Below are 24,571 nucleotides of genomic sequence, written 5' to 3'. Positions count from 1 at the left end.
ACGTCCGTCCTCAAACCGGCATCTGCATGATGTCCTGGTACGCCTGGACCAGCTTGTTGCGCACCTGGGTCATCGCCTGCATGGAAACGCTGGCCTTTTGCGAAGCGATCATCACGTCGGTCAGGTCGACGCCGCTCTTGCCAATCTCGAAGGCGTTGGCCAGCTGGGTGGAGGCCTGCTGGGTCTCATGCACCTTGCCGATGGCCTGGCCGAGCATGTCGGCAAAGCTGCTCTGGCCCGGCGCCAGCTCAGGCGCGGCGGACACCTTGGGCAACGACATGGCGTCGGCCTGCATGGCCCGCATGTCCAGCATCAGACGATTGAATTCAACACCTTGGCTCATGACCTTCTCTCTCCGGCGGCCGCATTTTTTTGACACTCATGCGGCGGATAGCTCGTGTAAAGCAACAAAGGTGCCAGCCTTGCCACCCTTCTGATTTGACGCGCCGTTGTAGGAGCGGCCTTGTGTCGCGAAAGGGGCGCGTAGCGGCCCCAGGTGCTGTGGCGCAGCAAAAATCGCCGGGGCCGCTACGCGCCCCTTTCGCGACACAAGGCCGCACCCGACATAGCCCGCACCTGCGGCTTATCAGCCGAAGAGGCTGGCCTCGACGTCAAACCCGGCATCGCGCATTTGTGCCAGCTTGTAACGCAAGGTGCGCGGGCTGATGCCCAGCCGCTCGGCGGCCTCCTTGCGGCGGCCACGCTCGGCGCGCAAGGTGTCGATGATGGTCTGGTACTCATGGCGGCGCAGGTCATCACCCAGGCCACCCGCCTCGACCGCCACTTCGGGCAATGAAGGCGCCGCGCCCGCCGACAATGGAATGGCGCCGGCCAGACAAAAATCCGCCGCCTCGATCACCCCGCCCTGCTGCAGGATCAACGCCCGCTGCAAGGCGTTGTCCAGTTCGCGCACGTTACCCGGCCAGGCATACGCCTGCAGGCAGGCCCGCGCTTCGGCAGACAAGCGCACCGGCGCATGCTTCATCTTGCCGACATGGCGGGCCAGCAGGCGTTCGGCCAGTTGCAGGATGTCGCCCTTGCGCTCGCGCAACGGGCACCAGGCCAGGGGGAACACCGACAATCGGTAATACAGGTCTTCACGGAACCGCCCGGCCGCCACTTCGCCCGCCAGATCGCGGTTGGTGGTGGCCAGCACGCGGATGTCCAGGCTGATCGGCTTGCGCCCGCCTACCCGCTCCACCTCACGCTCCTGCAACACCCGCAACAGCTTGGCCTGCAACGTCAGCGGCATCTCGGAGATTTCGTCGAGCAGCAAGGTGCCGCCCTCGGCCTGCTCGAACTTGCCGGCCTGGGCCGCGATGGCGCCGGTGAAAGCGCCCTTCTCATGGCCAAACAAGGTGGCTTCGAGCATGTTGTCGGGGATCGCCGCGCAGTTGATCGCCACGAAGGGCTGGCCTGCCCGCGGGGACTGCTGGTGAATGAAGCGTGCCAGCACTTCCTTGCCGGTACCCGACTCACCCGAGATCAGCACCGTCGAGTCGCTGCGCGCCACGCGCGCGGCCAGCTCCAGCAATTGTCGGCTGGCCGGCTCACAGGCTACCGGCCCCTCCTCGTCCACCGCACTCACGCGCCCGGCAGCATGGCGCTGCACCAAACACAGCAGCGCCTTGGGCTCGAACGGCTTGACCAGGTAATCGGCTGCGCCCTGGCGCATCGCTTCCACGGCACGTTCCACCGCAGCATGCGCGGTCATCAGCAACACCGGCAGTTGCGGCTGCTGGCGGCGCAACTGCGCCAGCAACTGGTGCCCATCCATACCCGGCATGTTCACGTCACTGACCACCAGGCTGAACGCTTCGCTCAGCACAGCCTCCAGTGCCTCTTCGGCACTGCCCACGGCGCGGTAGGCGAAACCGCCGATTTCCAGGGTATCGCCAAGCGCCTGGCGTAACACGCGGTCATCCTCGACCAGCAGCACCTTGATGGTCATCCGTGCGCCTCCGCCAGTTGCCCATCGATCAACGGCAGCTCGACCCGCACGCAGGTGCCGCGCCCGACCTTGGAACGCACGCTGAGCGTACCCTGGTGCGCCCGCACCACGGCCTTGACCACGGCCAGGCCCAGGCCGGTGCCGGTGGCCTTGGTGGTCAGGAACGGCTCGCCCAGGCGGCCCAGCACGTCGGCGTCGATGCCGCTGCCGGCGTCACTCACGCACAGGTGCAACACCTGCTGGCGACGGAACACGTGCACCTTGAGCCGCGCCGGCACCTCGCTCGCTTGCAGGGCATTCTCGATCAGGTTGAGCATGGCGCCGACCAAGGTGTCGCGGTTGCACAGCAGCTCGCCCAGGTGGCTGTCGCACTGCCAACGCACGGCATGCCCTTGCACGTGCGACTGCGCGGCCTGCTGCAAGGCCTGGAACAGCCCTTTGGGGCTCACCCGATCGCCGAGCGGCAGCTCGCCACGGGCGAACACCAACATGTCGCGCACCTGGTGCTCCAGCTCGTGCAGGCGCTCCTTCAAGGTACCGGCGAAGCGCTGGCGGGTTTCCACGCTCAGGTCTTGCTCGCTATCGGCCAGGTGGCTGGCGTAGAGCATGGCTGCCGACAGGGGCGTGCGGATCTGATGGGCCAGCGAGGCGACCATGCGCCCCAGCGACGACAAGCGCTCGTGGCGAGCCAACTGGTCTTGCAGGCGACGGGTTTCTGTCAGGTCGTTGAGCAGCACCAACTGGCCGGGCTCGGCATCCAGCGAGCGGGTGGCGATGGACAGGCGGCGGCCGTCGCGCAGCGAGACTTCATGGCCGTCGTCCTTGCGCGGGGCGAAGCTGCGGGCAATCACCTGGCGCCACAGTTCGCCGATCAGCGGCTCGCCGAGCAGTTCGCAGGCGGCCGGGTTGGCTTCGCGCACCAGGCCGTGGCCATCGATCACGATCACCCCGCCGGGCAGCAGGTCCAGCAGGTTCTGCAGGCGGTTGGCCAGGCGTTCCTTTTCGCTGAGTTCGGCGATGCGCTGGGCGCTGACCACCGCCAGCTCGCCCTTCAGTTCGCTGACCCGCGCTTCAAGCAGGCTATAGGACTGGCTCAGCTGGCTGGAGACCTGGTTGAACAGGGCGAAGGCTTGCTCGACACCCTGTCGGCTTTCCTGCTCGATCAGGGCATGCCCCTGCGGATCGGGGGCTCGGGAAACGTGGGCGGCCTGGGGCATCGTGCTCTCTCGCGTGGCTGACCGTCATAAAAACGGTATGTTGCCAGCGGTCTAGCAATAGCCGTGCCGGAGATGGGGATTTTCGGATGCGCTGCCTCCCTCGCCCGCAATGGGCAAGGGAGGCCAGCCAGGCTCAATCCGGCAGCCAGGCCTTGCGCCAGTGATTCAGGTTGTCGCCTTCGAGCATCCAGCCGCCCTGCACCGCATCGCGCAGTGCATCGCCCGCCTTCGCCGTCGCATCCAGGTCGGCAAGGTGCATGCGGATGGCCTCTACCCAGCTACGGAAGCGGTTCTTCACCAGGGTGACCGGCAAGTCGCTGTAGCCCTGATAGCAACGTACGTCGCTGGCGATCACCGGGAAACCACAGGCGCCGTACTCCAGCAGGCGCAGGTTGCTCTTGCACTCGTTGAACAGGTTCTGCTCGACGGGCGCCAGGGCCAGGTCCAGGTTCATTCTGGCCAGCGCCGCGGGGTAGTGTTCAAAGGCAATGCCTTGGTGGAACTCATGCACATAAGGCCGCAGCTTATCCGGGCACATGCCGAAGAACACCCACTCCACCTCGTTGGCCAGCTCCCTGACCACGTCCGCGATCACTTCCAGGTCGCCCGTGTGGCTTGCGCCGCCCGCCCAGCCGACACGCGGTTTGCGCGACTGCCGGCGCTGGGCGTTGAGGCCTTTCCAGTAGCGGGTATCCAGCGTGTTGTGTACCACCCGGATATCGTCATGCAGGCCGGCAAAGGCTTCGGCCAGCGGCTGCGAAGAGACGACAAAGCGGTCCACATAGGCCAGGCCGCGACGTATGGAGCGCAGAATGTCCTTGGGCATGTGCGCCCTGTGTACGCTCTTGATCGGCAGGTTGGGCAGATAGTCGTCCAGCTCGAAGACCTTGAAGGCCTGCGAAAACGCGTGCATCCGGCGTATGTGCTCAATCTGCTCGTCGCCCACCTGGCGCTGCAGGACGATGCTGTCCGGCTGGTAACGCTCCAGTTCGCCTGGTGCCAGGTGATTCCACGACAGCAGCCCCTCGGCCAGCCCCTCGCGGCTGAGCGCATCGAGCGGCTGGATGACCCGGTAGTTGCCACAACCCTGCCTGTCCGCCGCATGGGCCAGGATCGTCGGCAGCGGCTTCCAGGACGACAGCGGTCGCCAGCTCAGCTGGGTGGGCGCCAGGCCGAAGCCATTGGTGGACGACAGCGAGAAGTTCGGGTTGTAGAACGGGTCTCGCGCCAGTGCCGGCAGCCAGCGGGCATACAAGGCGTCTTCTTCCTCGGTGCTGGCCGGCGTTGCCGCATCTTCGCTGAGCAGCAATTGCACACGCGGCGTCCACACGTTCAGGTAGCCGGCACGGGACAGGCGCAGGCACAGATCGACATCCGCCCAGCGCTGCAGCTCGGGTGTCTCGTCGAAACCACCCACCTCCAGGAACAGGCCCTTGTTCACCAGCAAGCACTTGCCGCTCACTGCGACATAGTTTTGGTCGACCTGCAGGCGCTGCAGGTAGCCAGATGCATCCAGCGGCTGCCCGGCAAAGGCTTCGCCAACCGGGCCGTTCAGGCCGAGCACGAAACCGGCATGGCTGATGGTAGCGTCCCCCGCCACCAGCTTGGCCCCCACCACGCCGACTTCCTGGCGCACGCCATGGTTGAGCATCTGCTGCAACCAGTCGCTATCGAGCACCGCAGCGCCTTCGTCCAGCCACAGCAGGAACTCACCACGCGCCTGCTCGGCGGCCTGGTTGCGCATGTGCGCAGGCGCCATGCCGGCAGGGAAACGCAAGCAACGAATGGCATCGGTGCCGAGCTGGGCAACGCTATCGAGCCAGCTGCTCACTGCTGGGCCGGCATCATTGCGCGCCAGCAGAAGCACCTCGTAGTTTCGATGGGGCGTCTTCTCCAGGATGGTTTCCATGCAACGCTGCGCCCGCTCCGTGCTGTTGCCCTGGAGCAGGATCAGGATGCTGACCGGCAAATCACCGGGGGCGCCGTAGTCGAGGTCATAACGCCCGGGCAGACGCGACTCGACGCGAGCCTGCGGAAAACCGCGTGCATGCAGATGGCGCTGAATGACCTCGCGCTCGTCCGGGCAGTCGCGCAGCGTCTGCGCATCGCTGATCAGCAGCGGCTCGCTGATATGCCCCAGCCCCTCGAAACCGGCGGTCTCGATCAGGCGCAGGATGTACTCCAGCTCGAACGCCTGGCCTGCCTCCTGGCGGAAGCCGCCCATGTCCAGCCACACCTGACGGTTGAACAACCAGTGGCGTGACAGGCTCGCCGGCAAACTCAGAAGAAGATCAAGGTTGAGGTCAGGGCGCAGGACAGCGCCCATTTCCGCGCCATCGCCACGCAAACCTTCATCACCATAAACGGCCCGACAGCCAGGCGCTGCCAGCAGATCAAGCGCGGCAATCAGCAGGCCGCTGGCAGTGAACTCAACGCCCGCCTCTACCAGCATGAACCAGTCGAACTCACCCGCCAGCACTGCCTGGTTGAGCTGGTCGCTGAGGCTGGCGTCACTCAAACGCAGGCACTGCAGTTTGCCCTGGGCCGAAGTTGCGGGTGCCTCCCCTGGCGTCAGCGCGATGACTTTCACTGTGGGGTAAAGGCAGTTATCGCTGCTCAAGCTTTGCAGCGATGCTTTCAAGGCATCCGCATGCCCTTCAGCGTCCACCACGATGACCCCGATTACAGGCCCACCCTGATGGGCTTGCAGGCGCTGCCCGATCAGCCGGCTCTGCATGGCATCCGGAACGCGTTCGGCCAGCCAGTCTTGCAGTGTCAATGACTTGGGCTTTTCGCCCAGATGCTCCAGCATTTGCTGGCGCCCGCGCTTGACTTCATCGCTGCCACAGTCGGCATGGCGTGCATACAACTCACGATACAGCGCAGGGTAATCTTGCAGTGCCTGCTCCGAACGTCGTGCAGGGGCATTGTCATCCCGGCGCATGCGCACTTGCACCGTCTCATCACGAACATGGTGGAAAGCGCTTCGAGCACATAAGTGCATGAGGAAGTCCCAATCCTCCAGACCTGTCAGTGATTCGTCGAAGCCCCCTACGGCCAGCGCAAGCGCACGTGGGCAGGCAAAGGTGTTGACCGGGATGTAGTTGTTGACCAGCAACCGTTCGCGGGAGTACGCCTCGTGGGGGTAGCGCTGCTCACGCGCCACCTCGGCCCTCTCGCCCGCCGTGATCGTTTCCTGAATAAACACCGCATCCGTATACACCACGCTGTCGGGGTGAGCCGCCAGCGCGTTGGCCAATGCTTCGAGATGACCAGGCAGGAACAGGTCGTCGTCGTCCAGATAAACGACATACCGACCACGGGCCAGGTGCAAAGCGGTGTTACGGGCAGCGGCAGGGCCGCGATTACGGCCTTGGCGGATGTACGTGACAGGGAAATCGTAATCAGCCAGCAGCGACTCGACCGGGTCGCCGTTGTCATTGACCAGAATGACCTCGAAGTCCTTGAAAGACTGGTGGCCAATGCTGTTCAGCGCATCGCTGAGCAATTGCGGGCGGTTGTAGGTCGTCACGATAATCGAGAACAACGTCGTCTCTTGCTGCCGCGCCTGCCCTTCCAAACGCTCGCAGAGCTGGCGCGCCCGGGCACCCAACTCGGAATGCTGCTCGCCAGGGTATTGCTCCAGACGCCGTTCGAGGTGCGCCGCCACCTCGCGCTCACGCCCGTAGAGGTGATGCTGCGCATTGCGCTCGAATACGCCTTCGACAATGGCAAGGTGCCCGATCAATGGCTCAACGGAGGCGTAGAACTGGTTCGACTCCTGCGCACCGTGCCAGCGATAGCTGACACCGGGCATATCGACATAGGCGAAATCGGGGTAACGCTCCGCCATCTGCACGACCATCTCCCAGTCACCGGCACCGTACGTCTTGCCTGGGCTCCAGACCTGACAAAATGCCTCACGCCGGTAGATCACTGCCGACGGTGTCATGTAACTGTCGAAAATCAGCAGGTCAGCGACTTCATTGCGCCCACCGACATAATCGCCGTTGCGGTAACCGGGATGACGAGGCTGGTTCAACGCTTGCCCAGCGCCATTGACCCAGCGAATGCCGGTATAGCCAACCGCCACGTGGGGCTGGCTCTCCAGCGTAGGCAACAGGCGCGACAGGTGGCCTGGGTTGAAATAATCGTCGGCGGAAAGGAACGTGAAGTACCGCCCCTGTGCGATACGCAGGCCATTGCGCCAGTTGTAGCCTGGGCCGAAATTGTATCGGTTACGGATGTAGCGCACGCTCGGGTTGCCCGCGAATGCCGCCATTACCTCGGTGGTGTCGTCCGTGGACGCATTGTCCAGCACCAGGATCTCGATATCGTCCACGCCCTGGTCGAGTACCGACTGGACACACTGGCCAAGGTAACGCCCGTGGTTGTAGGTCGGGATCACGACACTCAGCAGGGGCTCGAGGTGCCGTACCGCAGCGGCATCATCAGCGATTGCGGTGGTTACCTTGTACAGCCAGTAGTCTGCCGAACAATGGTAGTTCCTGGAGTAGTCGCGATCTTCCGTATCTCGGGTGATTGGCCACGCTTGCGAGTCGGATGCGTCAGCATCGGGAAGTTTCAGGTAATCCAGGCAGACCAGCGAAGTACTGGGCTGGCCTTCCTTTGCCGGGACAAGGATTTTGCTGAAGGCGGCTTCTTCTTGCAGCGCCTCCCGTTGCTCGGCATCACCTAATAGCAGATATCGCTGTGCTTTGGACGGCAACTCGCACACCGCCTGGGCCTGACGAGGGTGGGCAATCAGAAGCACGCCATCGGCCTCTCCTGCGGCATCGGTAGCCCGCTCGAACAACAGCCCGTTGCTCAAGCCATACACCGTCAGGGGCTGCAGCGGCAATTTGCGCTGCAAGCCTTCCCAGTCCGCATCGGACAGCAGGAATGCCTGCTGATCTTCCAGGCAAAACCCAGCTACCCGTACTCGCCAAGGTTGCCCGGCACAACGCCCACCTGCGATCAAAGCCCAATTCGTCATGCTGTCACTTCCCAAAAATGGTTGCTCGCTTGCGTCAAGCGACACGGCGCCTGTCGGCACGTAGCCTGTATGTCGTGAATCACGCAGATGCCGTCAGGTGCTTCCAGGACACGACGCGTGCCGCTGCCCTGAGGTGCTGATGGATAAGCGCTTCAATGTAATGTTCATGATCCCGCTCGGAACTGATGACCACGACATCGCCCTCTTCCACGTGCTCACTCATCCAGGCCAAGGGTTGAATGGGTACGCCCAGCATTTCTCTGCCCTGGCGATTGATGTTGGAATCGATACAGGCAACGACCTGATCGCCGTTTTTCTCGGCTTCAAGAATCAGCAGCGCGGCGATGAAGGCACTACCAAAGATGATGATCCTGCGCCCCTCCAGGCCGGCCAGGATGCTCGAGCGTGGCGTTGCGGTGGCTTTGCGCGCCCAGCTCAGAAGTTTCTCGGTAGCGCTGGCATGCCCGGAGGCCGACAGCGTGTTCAGTTGGCACGCCGGTTCGCCCAGCGACAGAAGCTGGGCCAGCAGAAACACAGGCAGGCCCGCCATAAAGGCGTCGGGGGCCAATGCCATGTTGCGCTGCAGGCCGTCGGCCGTTTTACCAATCTTCTTTAAAATGCCGTTGTTGATCGCCCTCGCGGGCTGGGTCGTAATGGCTTCCTGAATGAAGAAGCGCGCCGTGAAGGCATCGAAATGCAGGGTTTCTGCCTCCAGCCCGGGAACGCCCTTGGCGATGTGCTTCAGGTCTCGATAGAGGGCGACCCCAGGCAGCGACAGGCTCGCCGCATGGGAGAACTGCTGGGTATGCACCCGACGGCGCAGCAAGGGCTGGTCAAGGTAGCCGATGGCATGCCGGCGATTGATGCGGGCCGGCAACAGCACGTCCTCGATGCCCGCCGTCTCCAGGGTTTTCTTGCGAGCAGCCGCGTCGCCGAGGCACGCGTGTACCGCATAGAAGCTGGGCAGTACAGTTCGTTCCAGCATTACACCACTGGGCATGGGCCACAGCCGCTCCTTGAGGAAACTGCTGATGTATTCCCCGGGCGCGAAAATTCGCTCCGCGTCGGGCACGGTGCTGCCCCCGACCAGCGCATGGCCATCCTGATCAATGTCGCTGACGCGCGTCCACACCAGCCGCACCTCGGGGTGGCCATCCATGAAGCGCATCTGCCGCTCCAGCATGTCTTGCTCCATGACGTCGTCGTCATGGGTGACGATCACCCGTCGCCCCAGGGCGAGGTGATAAGCCGAACGGCAGTTGAACTCCACGGTGGAAACATTGCGCGAGTTCCTGACGTAACGAATTCGCGGGTCCTGCAGGCCCAGAATGAACTGCGCCGTCCCGTCACTGCTGCCATTGTCGAGAACCAGCAGCTCGAAATCCTCGAAGCTCTGGCCGAGCACGGCAGCGAGGGACTGCTTGAGGTAGTCCAGTCGGTTGTAAGTCAGCAGAGCAACGGTCAGCGGCGGAATGGCTGGGTTCATGGCATGGACCGCAGCAGGTCGGCGATCTGACGGTGCTGCTGCTCGTGCACAAAGACGAAGTTGGTTTCCTGGGTTTGCTCGTCAATGCCCGGGCAAGGGTGCAGCCCCTCTTTGCTCAGGGTATAGGCCTGATAGCCGATACGACCAAGCCGCTCCACCACCTCGTTGGGGTGGTAGTCGAACTGCCTGGCCCACTTCCTCAACAGCTCGATCAGAATCACCGGCTTATGGCGAGCGAGCATCGCCTCGCCGCCCTGGATCACCATCAACTCCGCCCCCTCTACATCGCACTTGATGATCTGCGGCGCCAGCTCATGCTGCGCGCAGAAGCTATCCAGCGTCGTGGCCAGGCAGGACACCTTCTGCAGGCTTTCCTGGCTGCCCGGTTGCCCGGCCAGCACCTGGGAAGTGGCGCCGGAACAGTTGGGCGTGTAGAGAAACTCTAGTGTCGCCTGCTGGTTCGAAAAGGCCAGCCGGTGCGCCTCTATGTTGAACAAACCGTTGTGGCGGATGTTGCGCTCTAGAATCTCATGGGTATGCGGAATCGGTTCGAAGGCGTGAATCCGCGCCGAGGGGCAGTGCCGAGCCAGCGCCAGGGCATACCAGCCGCAGTTGGCGCCGATGTCCAGAACCACCCCGTTTTCCGGGGTGATGGCTTTGAGGAACTCGGTCTCCAGTGTTTCATAGGCACGGAAGTTCATCAGGGTGCAGGGCACCAGGTGCTGGTCCTGGGGGTCGAGAAACAACTCGATCTGCTGCGAGCGGGAACGCACGAAGACGCCCTCCGGCAGGATACGCAGAGACTCCACGTCGGTACCGGCGAGGAACTCGGGGTACGCGAACAGGCTGGCGTGCCGTGCGTGGATGGCCTCGATGTAATCCTGCTTGGCAGATTCCCCGGCCTCGTAGGCCGCACGGATGTGGTTAAGCGTGTTCATCGGCATTACCGGGCTCCGGTGGCGAGGCTGAGGATTCTGCCGCGCCAGTCATGTTGCTGGATCAGTGTGTCGCGGATCTCTGCAGCGTAAGTGGTACTGGCAATGAAGACCGTGGCCCCCTGGTGCTGCGCCAGCTCATCGGGGCCGGTAATGGTCACACCGAGCAGGGGTTTGCCCTGCAGGTTCCTGTTCCGGTCGACGATGCCGCAGATATTGGCCTTGCCCAACCGGGTATCGCAGAGCAACCGGCTGGTAAGCGCGCCAGCGCCCCAGATCAGCACCGGCTCGGCACTGGCCTCCAGTTGCTCGGCCAGCGCTTCCACCGGGCGCAATACCTGTCGCGACAGCTCGACATAACTGAGCAGGCTGGCAGCCGCCACAGCATCAAGCGTGAAACGCTTAGCTGCCTTGGTCGTCTTGCGGTACATGGCCAGCAGGTAATGGTTGTCGTAGAAATCGTTGTGCTGGGAGATGACCGTCACTTTCTCGAAGCCGCTGGCAGCCAGCAGGTTGTCCAGGCTGACGGCACTGAAGAAGTTGATGTGCTCCAGCGCAAACTCGAGGAAGGGCTCAGCCGGCGGCGTCTTGCCGAAGGCCTCGGCATCGGGAACCGCGATGAACAGATAACCATCGTCCGCCAGCAGCGCCGCAATCTTGGCCATGCTGTTGCGCAGGTCGGCAATGTGCTCCAGCACGCCGCAAAGGCTGATCAGCTGGAAGCGCTCTTCAGTGACGAAAGCATCCACGGTCGCGCTTCTGATCTCCACCCCGTAGATTTCGTGCGCCAGCTTGGCTGCAGCCGGGCTGGGCTCCATACCGAGCAAGCGCTGGAAGCCTGCCTGTTTGAAATGTGCAAGGAAATGCCCCATGCCCGAACCGATATCGAGAATGCGAGCGTCGCTTGCCAGGTCTGCATGTTGCTGGACGAAGTGGAAGAAATCCCCGTGAATACGCGCCAACCCGGGCGGCAGGTCGGTATGCAGGTGATGCTCGACGTTCTGATAGAACTGATCGAGCGCCGACTGATCCGGAATGTCGCTGGCGTAGGCAAAACCGCAGTTGCGACAGGCCACCACATCGTAATGCACGGCCTGGGGAAGCCCCGGGAACAGAAAATGCTGACGGTGCAGTTGCTCTAGATGGCTTCCGCTACAAATTTCACACGCTCTCATATCGCCTACCCTGAACTTTACGAACGGCCTTGCCAAAACCGAAAGACGCAACAATAACTGGCCAAATCAAGCGGTTTTAACCCGCCTGTGTATTGAGACGAGAACGGTACCAACGTTGGGAAATATCACTGATCTGGGCAAGCTTCAAAAAGGTCTCGTCCGGAATCCCGGCGCAAATAGCAAGTTGCTGCTCCAGGTTGAACATTTCTTCGGGTGAGTAACGCGGGACGCGCTCCTCGCTGGCCACCTGCACGTCAGGCTCAGGTTCCCAACCATCAATAATCGAACCCGCTGCATCGATATTGCCGTCGAGCCCAAGCGTGCGCAGCGTCTGAACGAATCGCGCATAGGCATCTTGATACTGCGAAAGCGTCGCGGTGTAGTCACAGCGTGACAAGAAGAAGTTGATATCCATTGACGCGGGTAGCTCATGCTCCGCCACAAACGGCAGTGAGAAGAACTCGCACATTTCCCGCACCCTCGAATCGTGCGCAATGAACACGGCAGGCTTCCCGGCATGCAGCGCCGGCGTCAAACCATGCATGCGGGCACCGAACACAAAATCCATCGAGCCGAGGAATGCCTTCCACAGGCTATAGTTTGTAAAGTAGCGAACGCGCTTTTGTTTCAACAAGGCCAGCACAGGCGCCAAGTCTTTATAGAAACGCCGCGCCGCATGGATATCAGCCCCGCTGACCTTCCCGGGGTAATAGAGCGCCTGCGCAAGCAGGCCAAAGACCTGCTCGACATAGTAATAATCGTGCTGACTGGCCAGGCGCAGAACGTCGTCGATGCGGCTATGACGATTGCCCTGATAGTTCGAGTAGCACACCGCAACCTTTTCAGGGTTGTGCGGCACCTCCAGCAAGGACGTACGCAGCGAAGGGCCATTCAGGTAGAGGGACGGGCAGCCTAAAGGAACGGCATTCTTGATCCCGAGGCTATTCAGCACGTCCGCTGAATAATAACCGCGCGTCCCCACCACCGGTGACCGATCGGCAATCACACTCAGGTAGCGAACCACGGCAGGAGAAAGCTGCTTGTGGAAGCCGGGCTGATAATCGTACTCCCTGGCTTGAATGGATTCGCCAAGACTGAAAAAAGGAATTTTCAGTTTCTCGATAAAGTCTGTGACGTACGCGTAAGGGTAACCATCCTGGTCATAGGGAGGCGGCGCAATTCTGCAAGGAATGAAAAATATCACCTTGGAAAATCGTTCATTGACCTCTTCTGCGGTCATCCGAAAGTTCCACGCCTCAACATGACGCCCCGAGGTCAACATGGCGCCGGCATGAGCGTAAACAATATCCCCAATATTGATGAATTGAGAATGATATGGGTAGTTGGCCCCGGTCTTTCTAATGCCCTCAGGCGGAGGGAGGTAACCAATGAGTGTCGGACGCGAATCGGGAGCGGTCATGTATGGGCCTGCAAGAGTCGGGACAAACCCACATCCAAAGGTGTGAGTGGCGCCCACCCTAAAGCGCGAATTTTGTCGATATTGAAATGCCCGGCGTTTCTCACGGCAGGTGCCGGGCCACTGCGCGCCTGCGGCCTGACCGTGAGCTGCCCTGCCTTACCGGCTGAGGCAATCAACTTTTCGGCCAATTCCAGGATGCTGGTTTCCTGCGTTTCACCGACGTTGTAGGCATGGCCCGCTTCGCCCCGGAACAGGATGTGGAACAGCCCGAGCACGGTATCGGAGACATAGCAGAACGGACGCGAGGCGCTTCCATCGGAATCCAGCTGGATATCCCGGTTGTGAAGGACATCGGCAAGCAGATCGGAGATCGCCCGGCCATCGTCCAGCCGCATACCCGGCCCATAGCAATGGGAAATCCGCGCAATCCTGGCATCCACACCGTATTGGGTGTGGTAGGCCTGGCACAGCGTTTCGGCCAAGCGCTTGCTCTCGCCGTAGCAGGCCCGTGGAGCCAACGGGTCTTCCCGGCCAAAATCACCTTCCGCGATCGCATCGGTTTGCCAAGGGTTGTCGCCGTACACCGCACCACTGCTGAGAAACAGAAAACGTGCCTGCTTGTCCCGGGCCAGCTCAAGCAGTGCCCGGGTGCCATCGGTATTGGCACGGATCGTATCGACCGGCCGTTGCAGATAGTCCTTGGGGCTGGCAGGGCTGGCGGCATGGACGATGAAATCCAGCGGCGCAGCAAGGCCGCAGGGCTGGGTGACATCCTGGATCAGAGGCGTCACTTCGCCTGGAATATCCAGCCAGGGCATGCGCTGACGCAGTTTTGCCAGGTCCCGCGCCAGGGCGTACACGTGCACCTTCGCCTGAGGCTGACGCCGATTGAGCCAGACGAGGGCTTCGACGACATGCCCACCAATGAAGCCCGAGGCGCCAGTGACCAGAATATGACGGCCGTGCAGGGCTTCCCAGGGCAGCGGGGCTGTGAGCATCCCGCTCAAGTCCGCAGCGAGAACGGGATCAGGCGTTTTCATAGATGCTATCCAGGCCGATGATGCGCTGCGCTGCAATCCCAAGGTCGAGCAGGTGCTGACGGATGTCCGTGGCGAAGCGAATGGAGCAGATGAGGATGGGCAACTCCGCGTGCACTTGCGGATCGTAGGCACACACCACGTGTTTACCCAGGCGCTGCCCCCATTTGGTTTCTGATGAGTCCAGCAGGGCGTGGATATCCAGCGACTCGGCAATCGGTGCCAGATAATTGAGGTAGTCGCCGCCAATGCCGTACACCAGGAACGGGCCGCCAGTTTGCTCACGAAAACGCTGCAGCAGACGCTGCTCGCGTTGCGCGGCCGCAGGCTGCAAGCGGGCGACGAGGCGCACCGAGTCCGAGTAGACCGGCGATTCGTAATGCCCCACGGACAACGCTTCGCAGGTAAAGCCGCAACGTGCGAGCAGCAGGGCCAGCGACGCCGGGGTGAACTGGTGCAGGTGCTCGGGATTGCGATCGCTGGCCAGCAGCGGATGCCCGGCCTGGTTCGGCACCTCGATCAGCACACGCCCGTCCGCACTCAGAAGGCTCGCCCAGGCTGCAAGCTCCTGCTCGGGTCGAGCAATATGCTCCAGCACATGGAAGGACACGATCAACTGGTACGGCGTTGCCTCAATCTCGCTGGCTGGCGTGTGGAATACGCGGTCAAGTTTCTGCGTCGCCAGCACCCTGTCCTGCGACAACTCCACACCCTCATAGGTGACGGCAAAGCGCGCCTTGATCTCGCGACCGAGCTCACCTTCCGCACAGCCGACTTCGAGCACGCGTTCCTTGCCTGTCTTCAGCAAGTCGGATACCGCGGCGACACGTTCACGCATCTTGCGCTTGAACCAAGGCGTGTTCAGATCGTTACGAGCGACCAGCGTTTCATAGTAGCCCGCCTCGTCCATCGGCATCCGCCAACGATGCCCACACAGCCGGCAAGCGGTGTATTGCGGGCGGGGCAGTACGCGCTCGACCGTTGCGCAGCAGGGGCATGTGTTGGCTGTAGCAGCTGTGTTCATGCGCGCACCAGGCGTTCCAGCAACTGTTGCGGCGAAGGCAATGGCTGCTCATGACTGGCAAATTGACCATAGCCCCAAGCGACTGGCCAGAACTCGACACCATTGGCCGCCGCTGCACGACCGTCTGCGACGGTATCGCCAATGTAGAGGGCCGATTGCGCGGCAATGCCGCCATCCCCCAGCAAGGCTGCGATCATGCCGGCCTTGTCCGTGTAGCGATCAGGGTAGGAGTCACTGGCATACACGTCGCTGAACAGCCCTTGCCAACCCAATGCCGCAATGATGCGCTGGGTTGGCAGCAGACGTTTGTTGGTCGCAATGGACAGATTGAAGCCCTGCTCGCGCAGCTGCTCCAAGATCGCCTGGCAACCCGCATAGGCCGGTGTTTCCAGGCAGGCTTCGGAATCGTAAATGTCCTTGAACGAGGCGCTCAGGGCATCCAGCAATGCTGCGTCGTCACTGCCGCTCAGTGTCGCCAGCGTCTGGCGCAAGGGCGGCCCGATCAGGCTGGCGTCTATGGGGCGCATGGCCTGCAGCCCGTGCGCCTTCAGCACACGGGTAAAGCAGACAAGAATGGCCGGCGCCGAGTCCACCAAGGTGCCGTCAAAGTCGAACAGGACGTGGCGTTTCATCAATTGACCTGCTGCCGAACCTGGCGCGATACCGGGGCGATGTTGCCAGCCATTTCTTCCTCCAATACCGCCAGCGGCAGCAAGGGGCTCATGTCTTCCAGCGGCATCGAGGTCATCGAGCCATCCGCCTGCGGAATTGCCGCAACCTTCGGGCTCAACGCCTCATCCTTCATCAACACCACTTCCACGATCATCGGACGCGGCATTTGCACGGCCTCGGCCAGGCCCTGCTCCAGCTCGGCGGCATCGCTGATGCGCTTGAACGGCAAGTGGTAGGCACGTGCCAGTTCTTCCAGGTCTGGCATCCACAAGCCCGCCTCGGGGCCGGTGCCGACATAGCGGCTTTCGAAGTAGTTGCGCTGGGTATTGCGGATCGAGGCATAACCGCCGTTGTTCATCACCACCAGGCAGATCGGCAGGTTGAACCCGCGCAGCGTGGCCAGCTCCTGAATATTCAGTTGCAGGCTGCCATCGCTCTCCACCGCCACCATCGGCTTGCTGCCGTTGGCGAAGCACGCACCAATCGCAGCGGGCAGGCCGTAACCCATGGCGCCCAGGCCAGAGGTCAGGAATACACGCTGGCCTGGGCGATTGCGGAACACGGTGTAGAAGACCTCGACCGCCAACCCCGAGCTGCCGGTGCTGACCAGGGTATTTTCCGGCACGGCGTTGGAAAGCGCGTCAGCAAACTGGAAGTGGCTGATCGGCCCGCTGGCCGCGAAAGGCTTGCCGTCGTTGACGCCATAGCGTGACTTCCAGTCGCGGCAACGTGCCAACCATTGCGGGCGGTTGAACGAGGCACCTTTCAGCGACGCGGCCAGTGTTTCGATGAAGCTGACGGCATCGCGGGTAACGGCGACATCGATGTCCATGTCGAGCTTGGCGATCTCGTTGGCATCCACATCCACGACGACCTTGCGTGCGTTGCGCGCAAAGTCGCGCGGCGCATAGGCGGTGATGATGTTGTCCAGACGACAGCCGATGGTGATCAGCAGATCGGCATTCTGTATTGCGAAGTTCGGTGCACGCAGCGCTACCACGCCTGGGCGACCGACATACAGCGGGTGCTCGTGAGGCAGCAGGTCCATTGCATTCCAGGTCGTCACCAGCGGCACGCCCATGCTTTCGATCAAATCACGGAAGGCTGCAGCCGCACCGCTCAAGCGAACGCCATGGCCGGCGAGGATCAGCGGCCGCTGGGCACCGTCAAGCAAGCTGCGGATCTGCTCCAGCGTTGCCGCGTCCAGCGCTGCAACGGGTGCTGTGGCCTCGTCCCAGCCCACCAGGCTGTCGGCATCGATCGGCGCGCCCTGCACGTCCAGCGGTACGTCGATCCATACCGGGCCGGCACGGCCATCTCGCGCTACAAAGACAGCGCGCTCCAACTCGCGGCGAATGTCTTCTGGCTGCTGGACGGTCACCGCATACTTGGTGATCGGCTCGACCACGCTGACGATATCCACTTCCTGCACGCCCTTCTGCCGAAGTGGCGCGCCACGCAGCAGATCGGCACGCTTGACCTGGCCGGAGACGACCAGCAACGGCACCGACTCGATCCAGGCACCGGCAACGGCAGTCACCGCATTGGTCGCTCCCGGGCCAGTGGTGACCATCGCCACACCGATGTTCTCGTTGATCCGGCAGTAGGCTTCGGCGGCAATCGCGGCGGCCTGTTCATGGTGGCAGGCCACCACATCCAGGTGGGGGTGCTTGCCGACCGCGTCGTTGAGGTGCATGGCACCTCCGCCTGGCAACAGGAAGACGTGCTTCACACCCAGATCGGCAATGAAGTCAGCAATGTAGTCTGCAACACGATAGGGGCTTGGCACGTCAGTCCATCCAATAGCTCAAGAGGGTTTTACGGTCGCGATTGGCATTGATCGCTTCGTCGGTATAGAACGAATCATTGCTGAAATGCGTGGAGGACAGCTCTTCGATAATGGCCCCACCCTCGCTGTGGAAGGCATGGCGAACACCCGGCTCGACGGTGACCACATCCCCCGGACGGCAGACCCGCTTGACACCGTCCAGCTGCAGCGTCAGCTCGCCATGCAGGACGTGGAAGGTTTCTTCCTTGCGCTTGTGGTATTGCTCAGGGTGCTGTTGGCCTGGCAGCAGCATCAGCAGTTTCTTGCAGTAGCCGCGATTGACCACCGTGAGCATGGTCAAACCGATTTCGTCGAACTGCTCCAGGCCATAGTGGTGGGAGATCTCCAGGTCGACCCGCCCCGGCACCACTACATGGCTGCCGCTCAACTGTGCGCGCACTTGCTGGACAATCGCCCAGACCTTGTCACGCACATCACGCCGCGTGCTGTTCTGCGTGCTCAGTGCGGCATGCTCAGGGATATCCGCCTGGGCAGTGAAGGTGGCGTACTTCGACCAGTCGTTGGCAGTGACCTGCCCGTCTTGCGGCGGGAAGGCAAAATACACGTCGTCTGCCTGTACCACCTCACCCGCGGCAATGGGCCTGCGCGCAAACACACCACGACGCAGGGAGCGCAGGCTGTCGCGTTCACTCTCGTTCACCGGCAGACGCTGCTCGCCTTCACCGCACAGCAACAAGGCATATTGCGCCGCTTCCAGCCAGCGCCGAACCTGCTCAGGGCTTGCCGAGTAGGCGTTGATGGGGAATTGCTCGGTGGGCAAGCCGACGTGTTTCTCGAAAATACGCGCGCCCTTGGCCAGCGCGATCTTGACGATATCGGTGTTGTCCGGGTTTTCATGGGTGGAAAAGCCCACGCGCACGTCAGGGTAGCGCCGGCGCAGAAAATCCACCTGCGACAGGTGCATGTTGGCATCCGGGGTCGGGTACTCCCCTACGCAATGCAGAATGGCGAAACTCTTTTCCCGGTGGGCCAGGAAGCTGACCAGACGATCGAGCTCATCCAGGGTCGAACCGGCCGTGGAGACGATCAGCGGCTGCTGAGTCTGTACCACGCGTTCCAGCAACGGCCAGTCGCTCATCGAGCAACTGGCGATCTTGATCGCATCCAGCCCCTGCTCTTCGATCACGCCTACCGATGCCTCATCGAACGGCGTGGACAGGCAAAGAAAGCCGTTGGCACGGATTTCCGCCACCAGGGTATCGAACTGCTCACGGGACAAACGTGTCTCGCCGAAACGCTTGATGTACTTCACATCGTCACGGCCGCGCATCGCCGGGTGAATGAAGGTATCCAGGTCACGGTATTGCAGCTTGAAGGCAAAGCGAAACGGGAACGCCTTGCACACCTCGGCAAATGCGCGAATCAGCGCCACGCCATGCGCCACATCGCCCATGTGGTTGTTGGCCATTTCGAGGATGAACAGCGGTTTGTCGAACAACGTACCGGTGTTGGCGGAAGAGGCAGTGCTCATCAGTGGGTTCCTCGATTGAGCCAGGTTTCGATGTGACTGGCCGCATGTTCCAGATGGTCATCGCTCAAGCCCGGCCAGAGGCCGATCCAGAACGTGTCGTTCATGATCTTGTCGGTGACCGGCAGTTCGCCGGAAACCCGGTAGTTCAGCCCCTGCATGTAAGGCTGGCGCGTCAGGTTGCCGGCGAACAGCAGGCGGGTACCCACGCCCTGTTCATCCAGGTAACGCAACAGCTCGAGGCGCTTCACGCCGCTGCCGTCGCGCAGGGTAATCGGGAAGCCGAACCAGGAGGGGTCACTGTCGCGGGTGGCCTGGGGCAGAATCAGTTGGTCCGCACAACCGGCCAGGCGCTCGCTGAGCCAGCCGAAGTTGCGTTTACGCGCAGCGACGAAATCATCGACCCGGTCCATCTGCGCCAGCGCGCAGGCGGCCTGCATGTCGGTGATCTTCAGGTTGTAGCCCAGGTGCGAGTAGGTGTACTTGTGGTCGTAGCCTTGCGGCAGGCCACCCAGTTTCCAGCAGAAACGCTTGCTGCAGGTGTTGTCCTCGCCGGGCGCACAGTAGCAATCGCGGCCCCAGTCGCGGTACGACTCGATGATGCGCTTGAGCAACGGCGAGTCGGTGAACACTGCCCCACCCTCGCCCATGGTGATGTGGTGCGCCGGGTAGAAGCTGAGCGTGCCGATATCGCCGAAGGTGCCGACCATGCGCCCCTGGTAGGTGGAGCCCAGGGCATCGCAGCAGTCTTCGATCAGCCACAGGCCGTACTTGTCGCACAGGGCGCGGATCACGCCCAGGTCGAAAGGGTTGCCCAGGGTATGGGCGAGCATGATGGCCTTGGTCTTCGGGCCGATGGCCGCTTCGATCAGCGCCGGGTTGATGTTGTAGGTGCCCATCTCGACATCGACGAACACCGGTACCGCGCCAAACTGCAGGATCGGGTTGACGGTGGTCGGGAAACCGGCGGCAACGCCGATCACTTCGTCGCCGGGCTTGATCGCGCGGTCGCCCAGACGTGGCGAGGTCAGCGCGGAAAACGCCAGCAGGTTGGCCGACGAACCCGAGTTGGTGGTGAGTACGCAGCGACGGCCCAGGTACTTGGCCAGGCGCTTCTCGAACGCCTCGTTGAAGCGCCCGGTGGTCAGCCAGCCATCCAGCACGGCCTCGGTCATCGCCTGCAGTTCGCCCGCGCCGATCACCTTGCCGGCAGGCGGAACGCTGCTCTGCCCCGCCACGAAGGGTTTCGGCGCCATCTGCAGATCGGCATAGCGCCCGACCAGTTCGGCAATCTGTTGGCGCAACTGCTGCGCCGTACTGTCACTCATGGGATCCGCCTTGGTGAACCGCGATCTGCTCGCGGGTAACGATGTTCATATCACGCCCTGCGCGCCAGGCCAGATGCCAGTCCAGGGTCTGTTTCAGGGTGTCATCCAGCGACCAGCGGGGCGACCAGCCAAGCATCTGCCGCGCCTTGCTGGAGTCCAGCGCCAGCAGGCCGGCTTCGTGCGGCTGGGCATCGCCGGCCACCGACCAGCGCGCCTCGCCTGGCCAACGTTCGGCAAGGCGCCGGACGATCTCGCCGACGCTGGCCAGCCCTGCGCTGTCAGGGCCGAAGTTCCAGGCTGCGGCGTGTCGCTCGGCATCGGTCAGCAAGCCCTGCGCCAGTTGCAGATAGCCCATCAGCGGGTCGAGTACGTGCTGCCAGGGGCGCGTCGCATCGGGATACCGCAAGATCACCTCTTGGCCATCCTCCCAGGCACGCAAGATATCCGGCAGCAAGCGCTCGGCAGACCAGTCCCCGCCCCCTAGCACGTTGCCAGCGCGCGCCGTGGCCAGGGCCACGCCGGAGGTACGCAAGAACGAATCGCGGTAGCTCGCGCACAGCAGTTCGACACAGGCCTTGCTGCTGCTATAGGGGTCGAAGCCGCCTAGGGCGTCCTGTTCCCGGTAGGGCCAGGGCCATTCGCGGTTGTCGTAGCATTTGTCGGTGGTCACCACCAGCACCGCGCGTACCGAAGGCGTGGCACGCACGGCCTCCAGCAGGTTGAGCGTGCCCATGACGTTGGTTGCGTAGGTGTCGCCTGGCGCACGATAGGATTCGCGCACCAGCGGCTGAGCCGCTAGATGCAGCACCACCTCCGGCTGGAAATCCTTCAAGGCACCAGCCAGGGCCGAAGCATCACGGATATCGGCGAAATCGCCGGCTATCTGCTGCTGCAGCTGCGCGGCCTGCCACAACGATGGCGTGGTCGCGGCAGGCAAGGCAAAGCCGCGCAGTTCGGCGCCAAGCTGGCGCAGCCAGACGGCCAGCCAGCCGCCCTTGAAGCCGGTATGCCCGGTCAGCAGGACTCGGCGCCCAGCCCAGAATGCCGGGTTCAGCGCCATAGCTGCCATGCTGCTTCGCCGTTTTTCCAGTGTTCTTCAAGCAGCATGCGATCACGCAGGGTGTCCATCGGCTGCCAGAAGCCACGGTGCAGGTGGCTCATCAGCTGCTCCTCCTTGGCCAGACGACGCAGCGGCTCGTATTCCCAGGTGGTGTCGTCACCTTCGATGTAATCGAGCACGGCCGGCTCCAACACGAAGAAGCCGCCATTGATCCAGCCGCCGTCGCCCAAAGGTTTTTCCTGGAAGCCACGTACCTGCTCGCCCTGCACATCCAGCGCGCCATAACGCCCCGGCGGCTGCACGGCGGTAACGGTGGCCAGCCTGCCGTGCTGCCGGTGGAAGTCGATCAGTTGGGGGATATCGACGTCGGACACACCGTCGCCGTAAGTCAGGCAAAAGGTTTCATCGCCAACATAGTCGCGGACACGCTTCAGGCGGCCACCGGTGGCGGTGTTTTCCCCGGTATCCACCAGCGTCACCCGCCAAGGTTCGGCGTGGCGGTTATGGATATCCATGCGATTTTCCGCCATGTCGAAGGTGACGTCCGACATGTGCAGGAAGTAGTTGGCGAAGTACTCCTTGATCACATAGCCCTTGTAGCCCAGGCAAATGACGAAGTCGTTGATACCGTAGTGCGAGTAGATCTTCATGATGTGCCAGATGATCGGCTTGCCGCCTATCTCGATCATCGGCTTTGGGCGCAGGTGGGATTCTTCGCTGATGCGTGTGCCCAGCCCACCGGCCAGAATGACTGCTTTCATTATGCTGTTTGTCCGCATTGGTCGGAGGGGTGACAAAAAACTGACCCCTGGCCCTTTATGCTATGCAAAGCAAAACGCATGCCTGCTTTATGCTGGCATTCGCTGCGGAATCGGTTTTATAGGCGAAGGGAATCGAGGCAGGGCTTGGGATGTGTGACAGGGAGGAAATTGAGCGTCGCATGGGCGGCGCTCAACTAATGGGCGACAGAAAAACCGAGGCGAAAACCCCGGCCCAGGCGTCAATCCTCCGCCTGGTCCTCGCCGCCCTGGCGGCTCATGCCGTACTTGCGCATTTTCTCCACCAGCGTGGTACGGCGAATGCGCAAACGTTCAGCCGCGCGCGCAACGATACCGTTGGCGTCGTCCAACGCCTGTTGAATCAGACCCTGCTCCAGGCTACCGAGGTAGTCCTTCAGGTCCAGCCCTTCAGGCGGCAGCATCGCAGGGTTGCTGAAGTTCGGCGCGTGGCCATTGATTGCCACGCGCTCTTCCAGGTCACTGCGCAGGCTGTCGACCATCTGCTCGTCTTCGTCATCGACGTAGCGGAATTTTTTCGGCAGCTCGGACACGCCAATCACCCCGTACGGGTGCATGATCGCCATGCGCTCGACCAGGTTGGCCAGCTCGCGCACATTGCCCGGCCAGCCGTGGCGGCACAGCGACATGATCGAAGCCGAATTGAAGCGGATCGAGCCGCGCTTTTCGTGCTCCATGCGCGAAATCAGCTCGTTCATCAGCAACGGGATGTCTTCTACCCGCTCACGCAGCGGCGCCATCTCGATGGGGAACACGTTCAACCGGTAGTACAGGTCTTCGCGGAAGGTGCCGTCCTCGATCATGCTCTCGAGGTTCTTGTGCGTCGCAGCGATGATGCGTACGTCGATACTCTGGGTCTTGTTGCTACCCACGCGCTCGAACGTACGCTCCTGCAGCACACGCAGCAGCTTGACTTGCATCGGCAACGGCATGTCGCCAATTTCGTCGAGGAACAGGGTACCGCCGTTGGCCAGTTCGAAACGCCCGGCACGGCTGGTGATCGCCCCGGTAAAGGCGCCCTTCTCGTGGCCGAACAGTTCGCTTTCGAGCAGCTCGGCCGGGATCGCGCCGCAGTTGACCGGCACGAACGGCGCTTCGCGGCGTTTGGAGTGGTAGTGCAGGTTGCGCGCCACCACTTCCTTGCCGGTGCCGGACTCACCCAGAATCAGCACGCTGGCGTCGGTATCGGCCACTTGCTGCATCATCTGCCGCACGTGTTGGATGGCACGGCTGGTGCCGACCAGGCTGCGGAACAGGTTGGGTTCGCGCTGGCGGCCACGCTCGCGGGCCTGGTCGTACATCTCGCGATAGACCTGGGCACGGTGCAGCGAATCCAGCAGCTGGCTGTAGCTTGGTGGCATTTCCAGGTTGGACAGTACCCGGCGACGAAGGTCTTCCGGGAGCTCGGCAGAAGAAATTTCACCTAAAAGCAGAACAGGAAGGAACTCATCCCAACCCGCCACTGTCTTAACGAGCCCTAGGAGATTGCCCGGAGCGTTTACAGCGCCGATGAGCACGCACAGCACTTCACGACTCGAGGACAACGTCTCGACCGCCTGTTGCCAGTCCTGGCTTGAGCAAGCGAGGTTCTCTTCGCCGAGAAAGTTCAGCACCACCGCAAGGTCGCGGCGGCGCGCGCTGTCGTCATCGATCAGCAAAATCTTGGTTTCACGCCACATGCAATAGCAACTTCCCTAGTCATATCGGCGCCCTGCAAGGGCATGCTCGACATCATTCCGACTGAATGGTCAGTGTTCGGACGTCTGAAATTCGAAAACAGCCACTAGTAAAGTCAAAAAGGCCCAAACAGTCAAATTTATGGCGCCTTTTATTCAGTTGTGCGCATATTAACTGAACAGATGATAAACCTTCGAAGCATTTTTCGCTTGGTTGATCTGCATCATCTCTTCGGCAATTGCCTGGCGTTCACCGGTTGTCACATCGATCAGGTTGCGGTAGACCCGCAGCACCCCTTCCAGCTTTCCGCGCAGCAACGTCTGGTCCATCGCGTGGGTTTCCAGTACCTCGTCAATGCACGCACGGCACGCCACATCCAGCTTGGCAATGGCATCCCAGTCACGCTCACCCAAGGCACCGATCAGGGCATCACAGGTGTCATCGAGGCGTTGCAGTGCGGTCACGGTAATCTCCTTCCG

Annotated in this window: 18 protein-coding genes; all 18 read right to left on the bottom strand. The window is 62.1% G+C overall.

The window, feature by feature from the left end:
• Window positions 1–10 precede the first annotated feature (10 nt).
• On the bottom strand, window positions 11–343 hold the full coding sequence (gene fliE / locus HU766_RS10555; protein ID WP_033699469.1) for a flagellar hook-basal body complex protein FliE: 333 nt from the start codon (window positions 341–343) through the stop codon (window positions 11–13).
• Window positions 344–586: 243 nt separating this feature from the next.
• Window positions 587–1,951: a sigma-54 dependent transcriptional regulator gene (locus HU766_RS10550; protein ID WP_186656318.1), complete on the bottom strand. Its 1,365-nt coding sequence runs from the start codon at window positions 1,949–1,951 to the stop codon at window positions 587–589.
• Window positions 1,948–3,168: an ATP-binding protein gene (locus HU766_RS10545; RefSeq protein WP_238338602.1), complete on the bottom strand. Its 1,221-nt coding sequence runs from the start codon at window positions 3,166–3,168 to the stop codon at window positions 1,948–1,950. Before HU766_RS10545 ends, HU766_RS10550 begins: the two co-directional genes overlap by 4 nt.
• A 133-nt stretch (window positions 3,169–3,301) precedes the next feature.
• Complete coding sequence (locus HU766_RS10540) at window positions 3,302–8,164, bottom strand: glycosyltransferase (RefSeq protein WP_186656315.1); 4,863 nt, start codon at window positions 8,162–8,164, stop codon at window positions 3,302–3,304.
• 79 nt (window positions 8,165–8,243) lie between these two features.
• Window positions 8,244–9,650 carry a glycosyltransferase family A protein gene (locus HU766_RS10535; RefSeq protein WP_186656312.1) on the bottom strand — a complete coding sequence of 469 codons (1,407 nt, stop codon included), beginning with the start codon at window positions 9,648–9,650 and terminating at the stop codon, window positions 8,244–8,246.
• A complete protein-coding gene (locus HU766_RS10530) occupies window positions 9,647–10,588 on the bottom strand; it encodes an FkbM family methyltransferase (protein ID WP_238338601.1) in 942 nt (313 codons plus the stop codon). The genes HU766_RS10535 and HU766_RS10530 overlap by 4 nt, the downstream gene beginning before the upstream one ends.
• A gap of 5 nt (window positions 10,589–10,593) precedes the next feature.
• Complete coding sequence (locus tag HU766_RS10525; protein ID WP_238338600.1) at window positions 10,594–11,760, bottom strand: class I SAM-dependent methyltransferase; 1,167 nt, start codon at window positions 11,758–11,760, stop codon at window positions 10,594–10,596.
• Between the two features lie 76 nt (window positions 11,761–11,836).
• Window positions 11,837–13,180: a polysaccharide pyruvyl transferase family protein gene (locus HU766_RS10520; protein WP_186656306.1), complete on the bottom strand. Its 1,344-nt coding sequence runs from the start codon at window positions 13,178–13,180 to the stop codon at window positions 11,837–11,839.
• Window positions 13,177–14,256, bottom strand: coding sequence for an NAD-dependent epimerase/dehydratase family protein (locus HU766_RS10515; protein ID WP_238338599.1), 1,080 nt, complete (start codon window positions 14,254–14,256; stop codon window positions 13,177–13,179). The genes HU766_RS10520 and HU766_RS10515 overlap by 4 nt, the downstream gene beginning before the upstream one ends.
• Entirely contained in the window at window positions 14,207–15,127 is a 921-nt protein-coding gene (locus tag HU766_RS10510) for a class I SAM-dependent methyltransferase (protein ID WP_238338598.1), read from the bottom strand. The genes HU766_RS10515 and HU766_RS10510 overlap by 50 nt, the downstream gene beginning before the upstream one ends.
• 110 nt (window positions 15,128–15,237) lie before the next feature.
• Entirely contained in the window at window positions 15,238–15,873 is a 636-nt protein-coding gene (locus HU766_RS10505; protein ID WP_186656302.1) for an HAD hydrolase-like protein, read from the bottom strand.
• A complete protein-coding gene (locus HU766_RS26560; RefSeq protein ID WP_186656298.1) occupies window positions 15,873–17,702 on the bottom strand; it encodes a thiamine pyrophosphate-binding protein in 1,830 nt (609 codons plus the stop codon). The genes HU766_RS10505 and HU766_RS26560 overlap by 1 nt, the downstream gene beginning before the upstream one ends.
• 1 nt (window position 17,703) lies before the next feature.
• Window positions 17,704–19,233: an N-acetylneuraminate synthase family protein gene (locus HU766_RS10495; protein WP_186656296.1), complete on the bottom strand. Its 1,530-nt coding sequence runs from the start codon at window positions 19,231–19,233 to the stop codon at window positions 17,704–17,706.
• Window positions 19,233–20,558 carry a lipopolysaccharide biosynthesis protein RfbH gene (rfbH, locus tag HU766_RS10490; protein ID WP_186656287.1) on the bottom strand — a complete coding sequence of 442 codons (1,326 nt, stop codon included), beginning with the start codon at window positions 20,556–20,558 and terminating at the stop codon, window positions 19,233–19,235. Before rfbH ends, HU766_RS10495 begins: the two co-directional genes overlap by 1 nt.
• Window positions 20,551–21,618: a CDP-glucose 4,6-dehydratase gene (rfbG, locus tag HU766_RS10485; protein ID WP_186656501.1), complete on the bottom strand. Its 1,068-nt coding sequence runs from the start codon at window positions 21,616–21,618 to the stop codon at window positions 20,551–20,553. Before rfbG ends, rfbH begins: the two co-directional genes overlap by 8 nt.
• Window positions 21,609–22,379 carry a glucose-1-phosphate cytidylyltransferase gene (gene rfbF / locus HU766_RS10480; protein WP_033699490.1) on the bottom strand — a complete coding sequence of 257 codons (771 nt, stop codon included), beginning with the start codon at window positions 22,377–22,379 and terminating at the stop codon, window positions 21,609–21,611. The genes rfbG and rfbF overlap by 10 nt, the downstream gene beginning before the upstream one ends.
• A gap of 239 nt (window positions 22,380–22,618) precedes the next feature.
• Window positions 22,619–24,094 carry a transcriptional regulator FleQ gene (gene fleQ, locus HU766_RS10475; protein ID WP_033699493.1) on the bottom strand — a complete coding sequence of 492 codons (1,476 nt, stop codon included), beginning with the start codon at window positions 24,092–24,094 and terminating at the stop codon, window positions 22,619–22,621.
• 168 nt (window positions 24,095–24,262) lie between these two features.
• Window positions 24,263–24,556, bottom strand: a complete 294-nt coding sequence (locus HU766_RS10470) for a flagellar protein FliT (protein ID WP_186656277.1) — start codon at window positions 24,554–24,556, stop codon at window positions 24,263–24,265.
• Window positions 24,557–24,571: the final 15 nt, after the last annotated feature.

Origin of the sequence: Pseudomonas sp. SWRI77 (assembly GCF_014269105.1) — a bacterium.
Classification (GTDB): Bacteria; Pseudomonadota; Gammaproteobacteria; order Pseudomonadales; family Pseudomonadaceae; genus Aquipseudomonas; species Aquipseudomonas capeferrum.
Note: the sequence above shows the minus strand (reverse complement) of the source record. Positions and strands in the feature narration are given on the sequence as shown.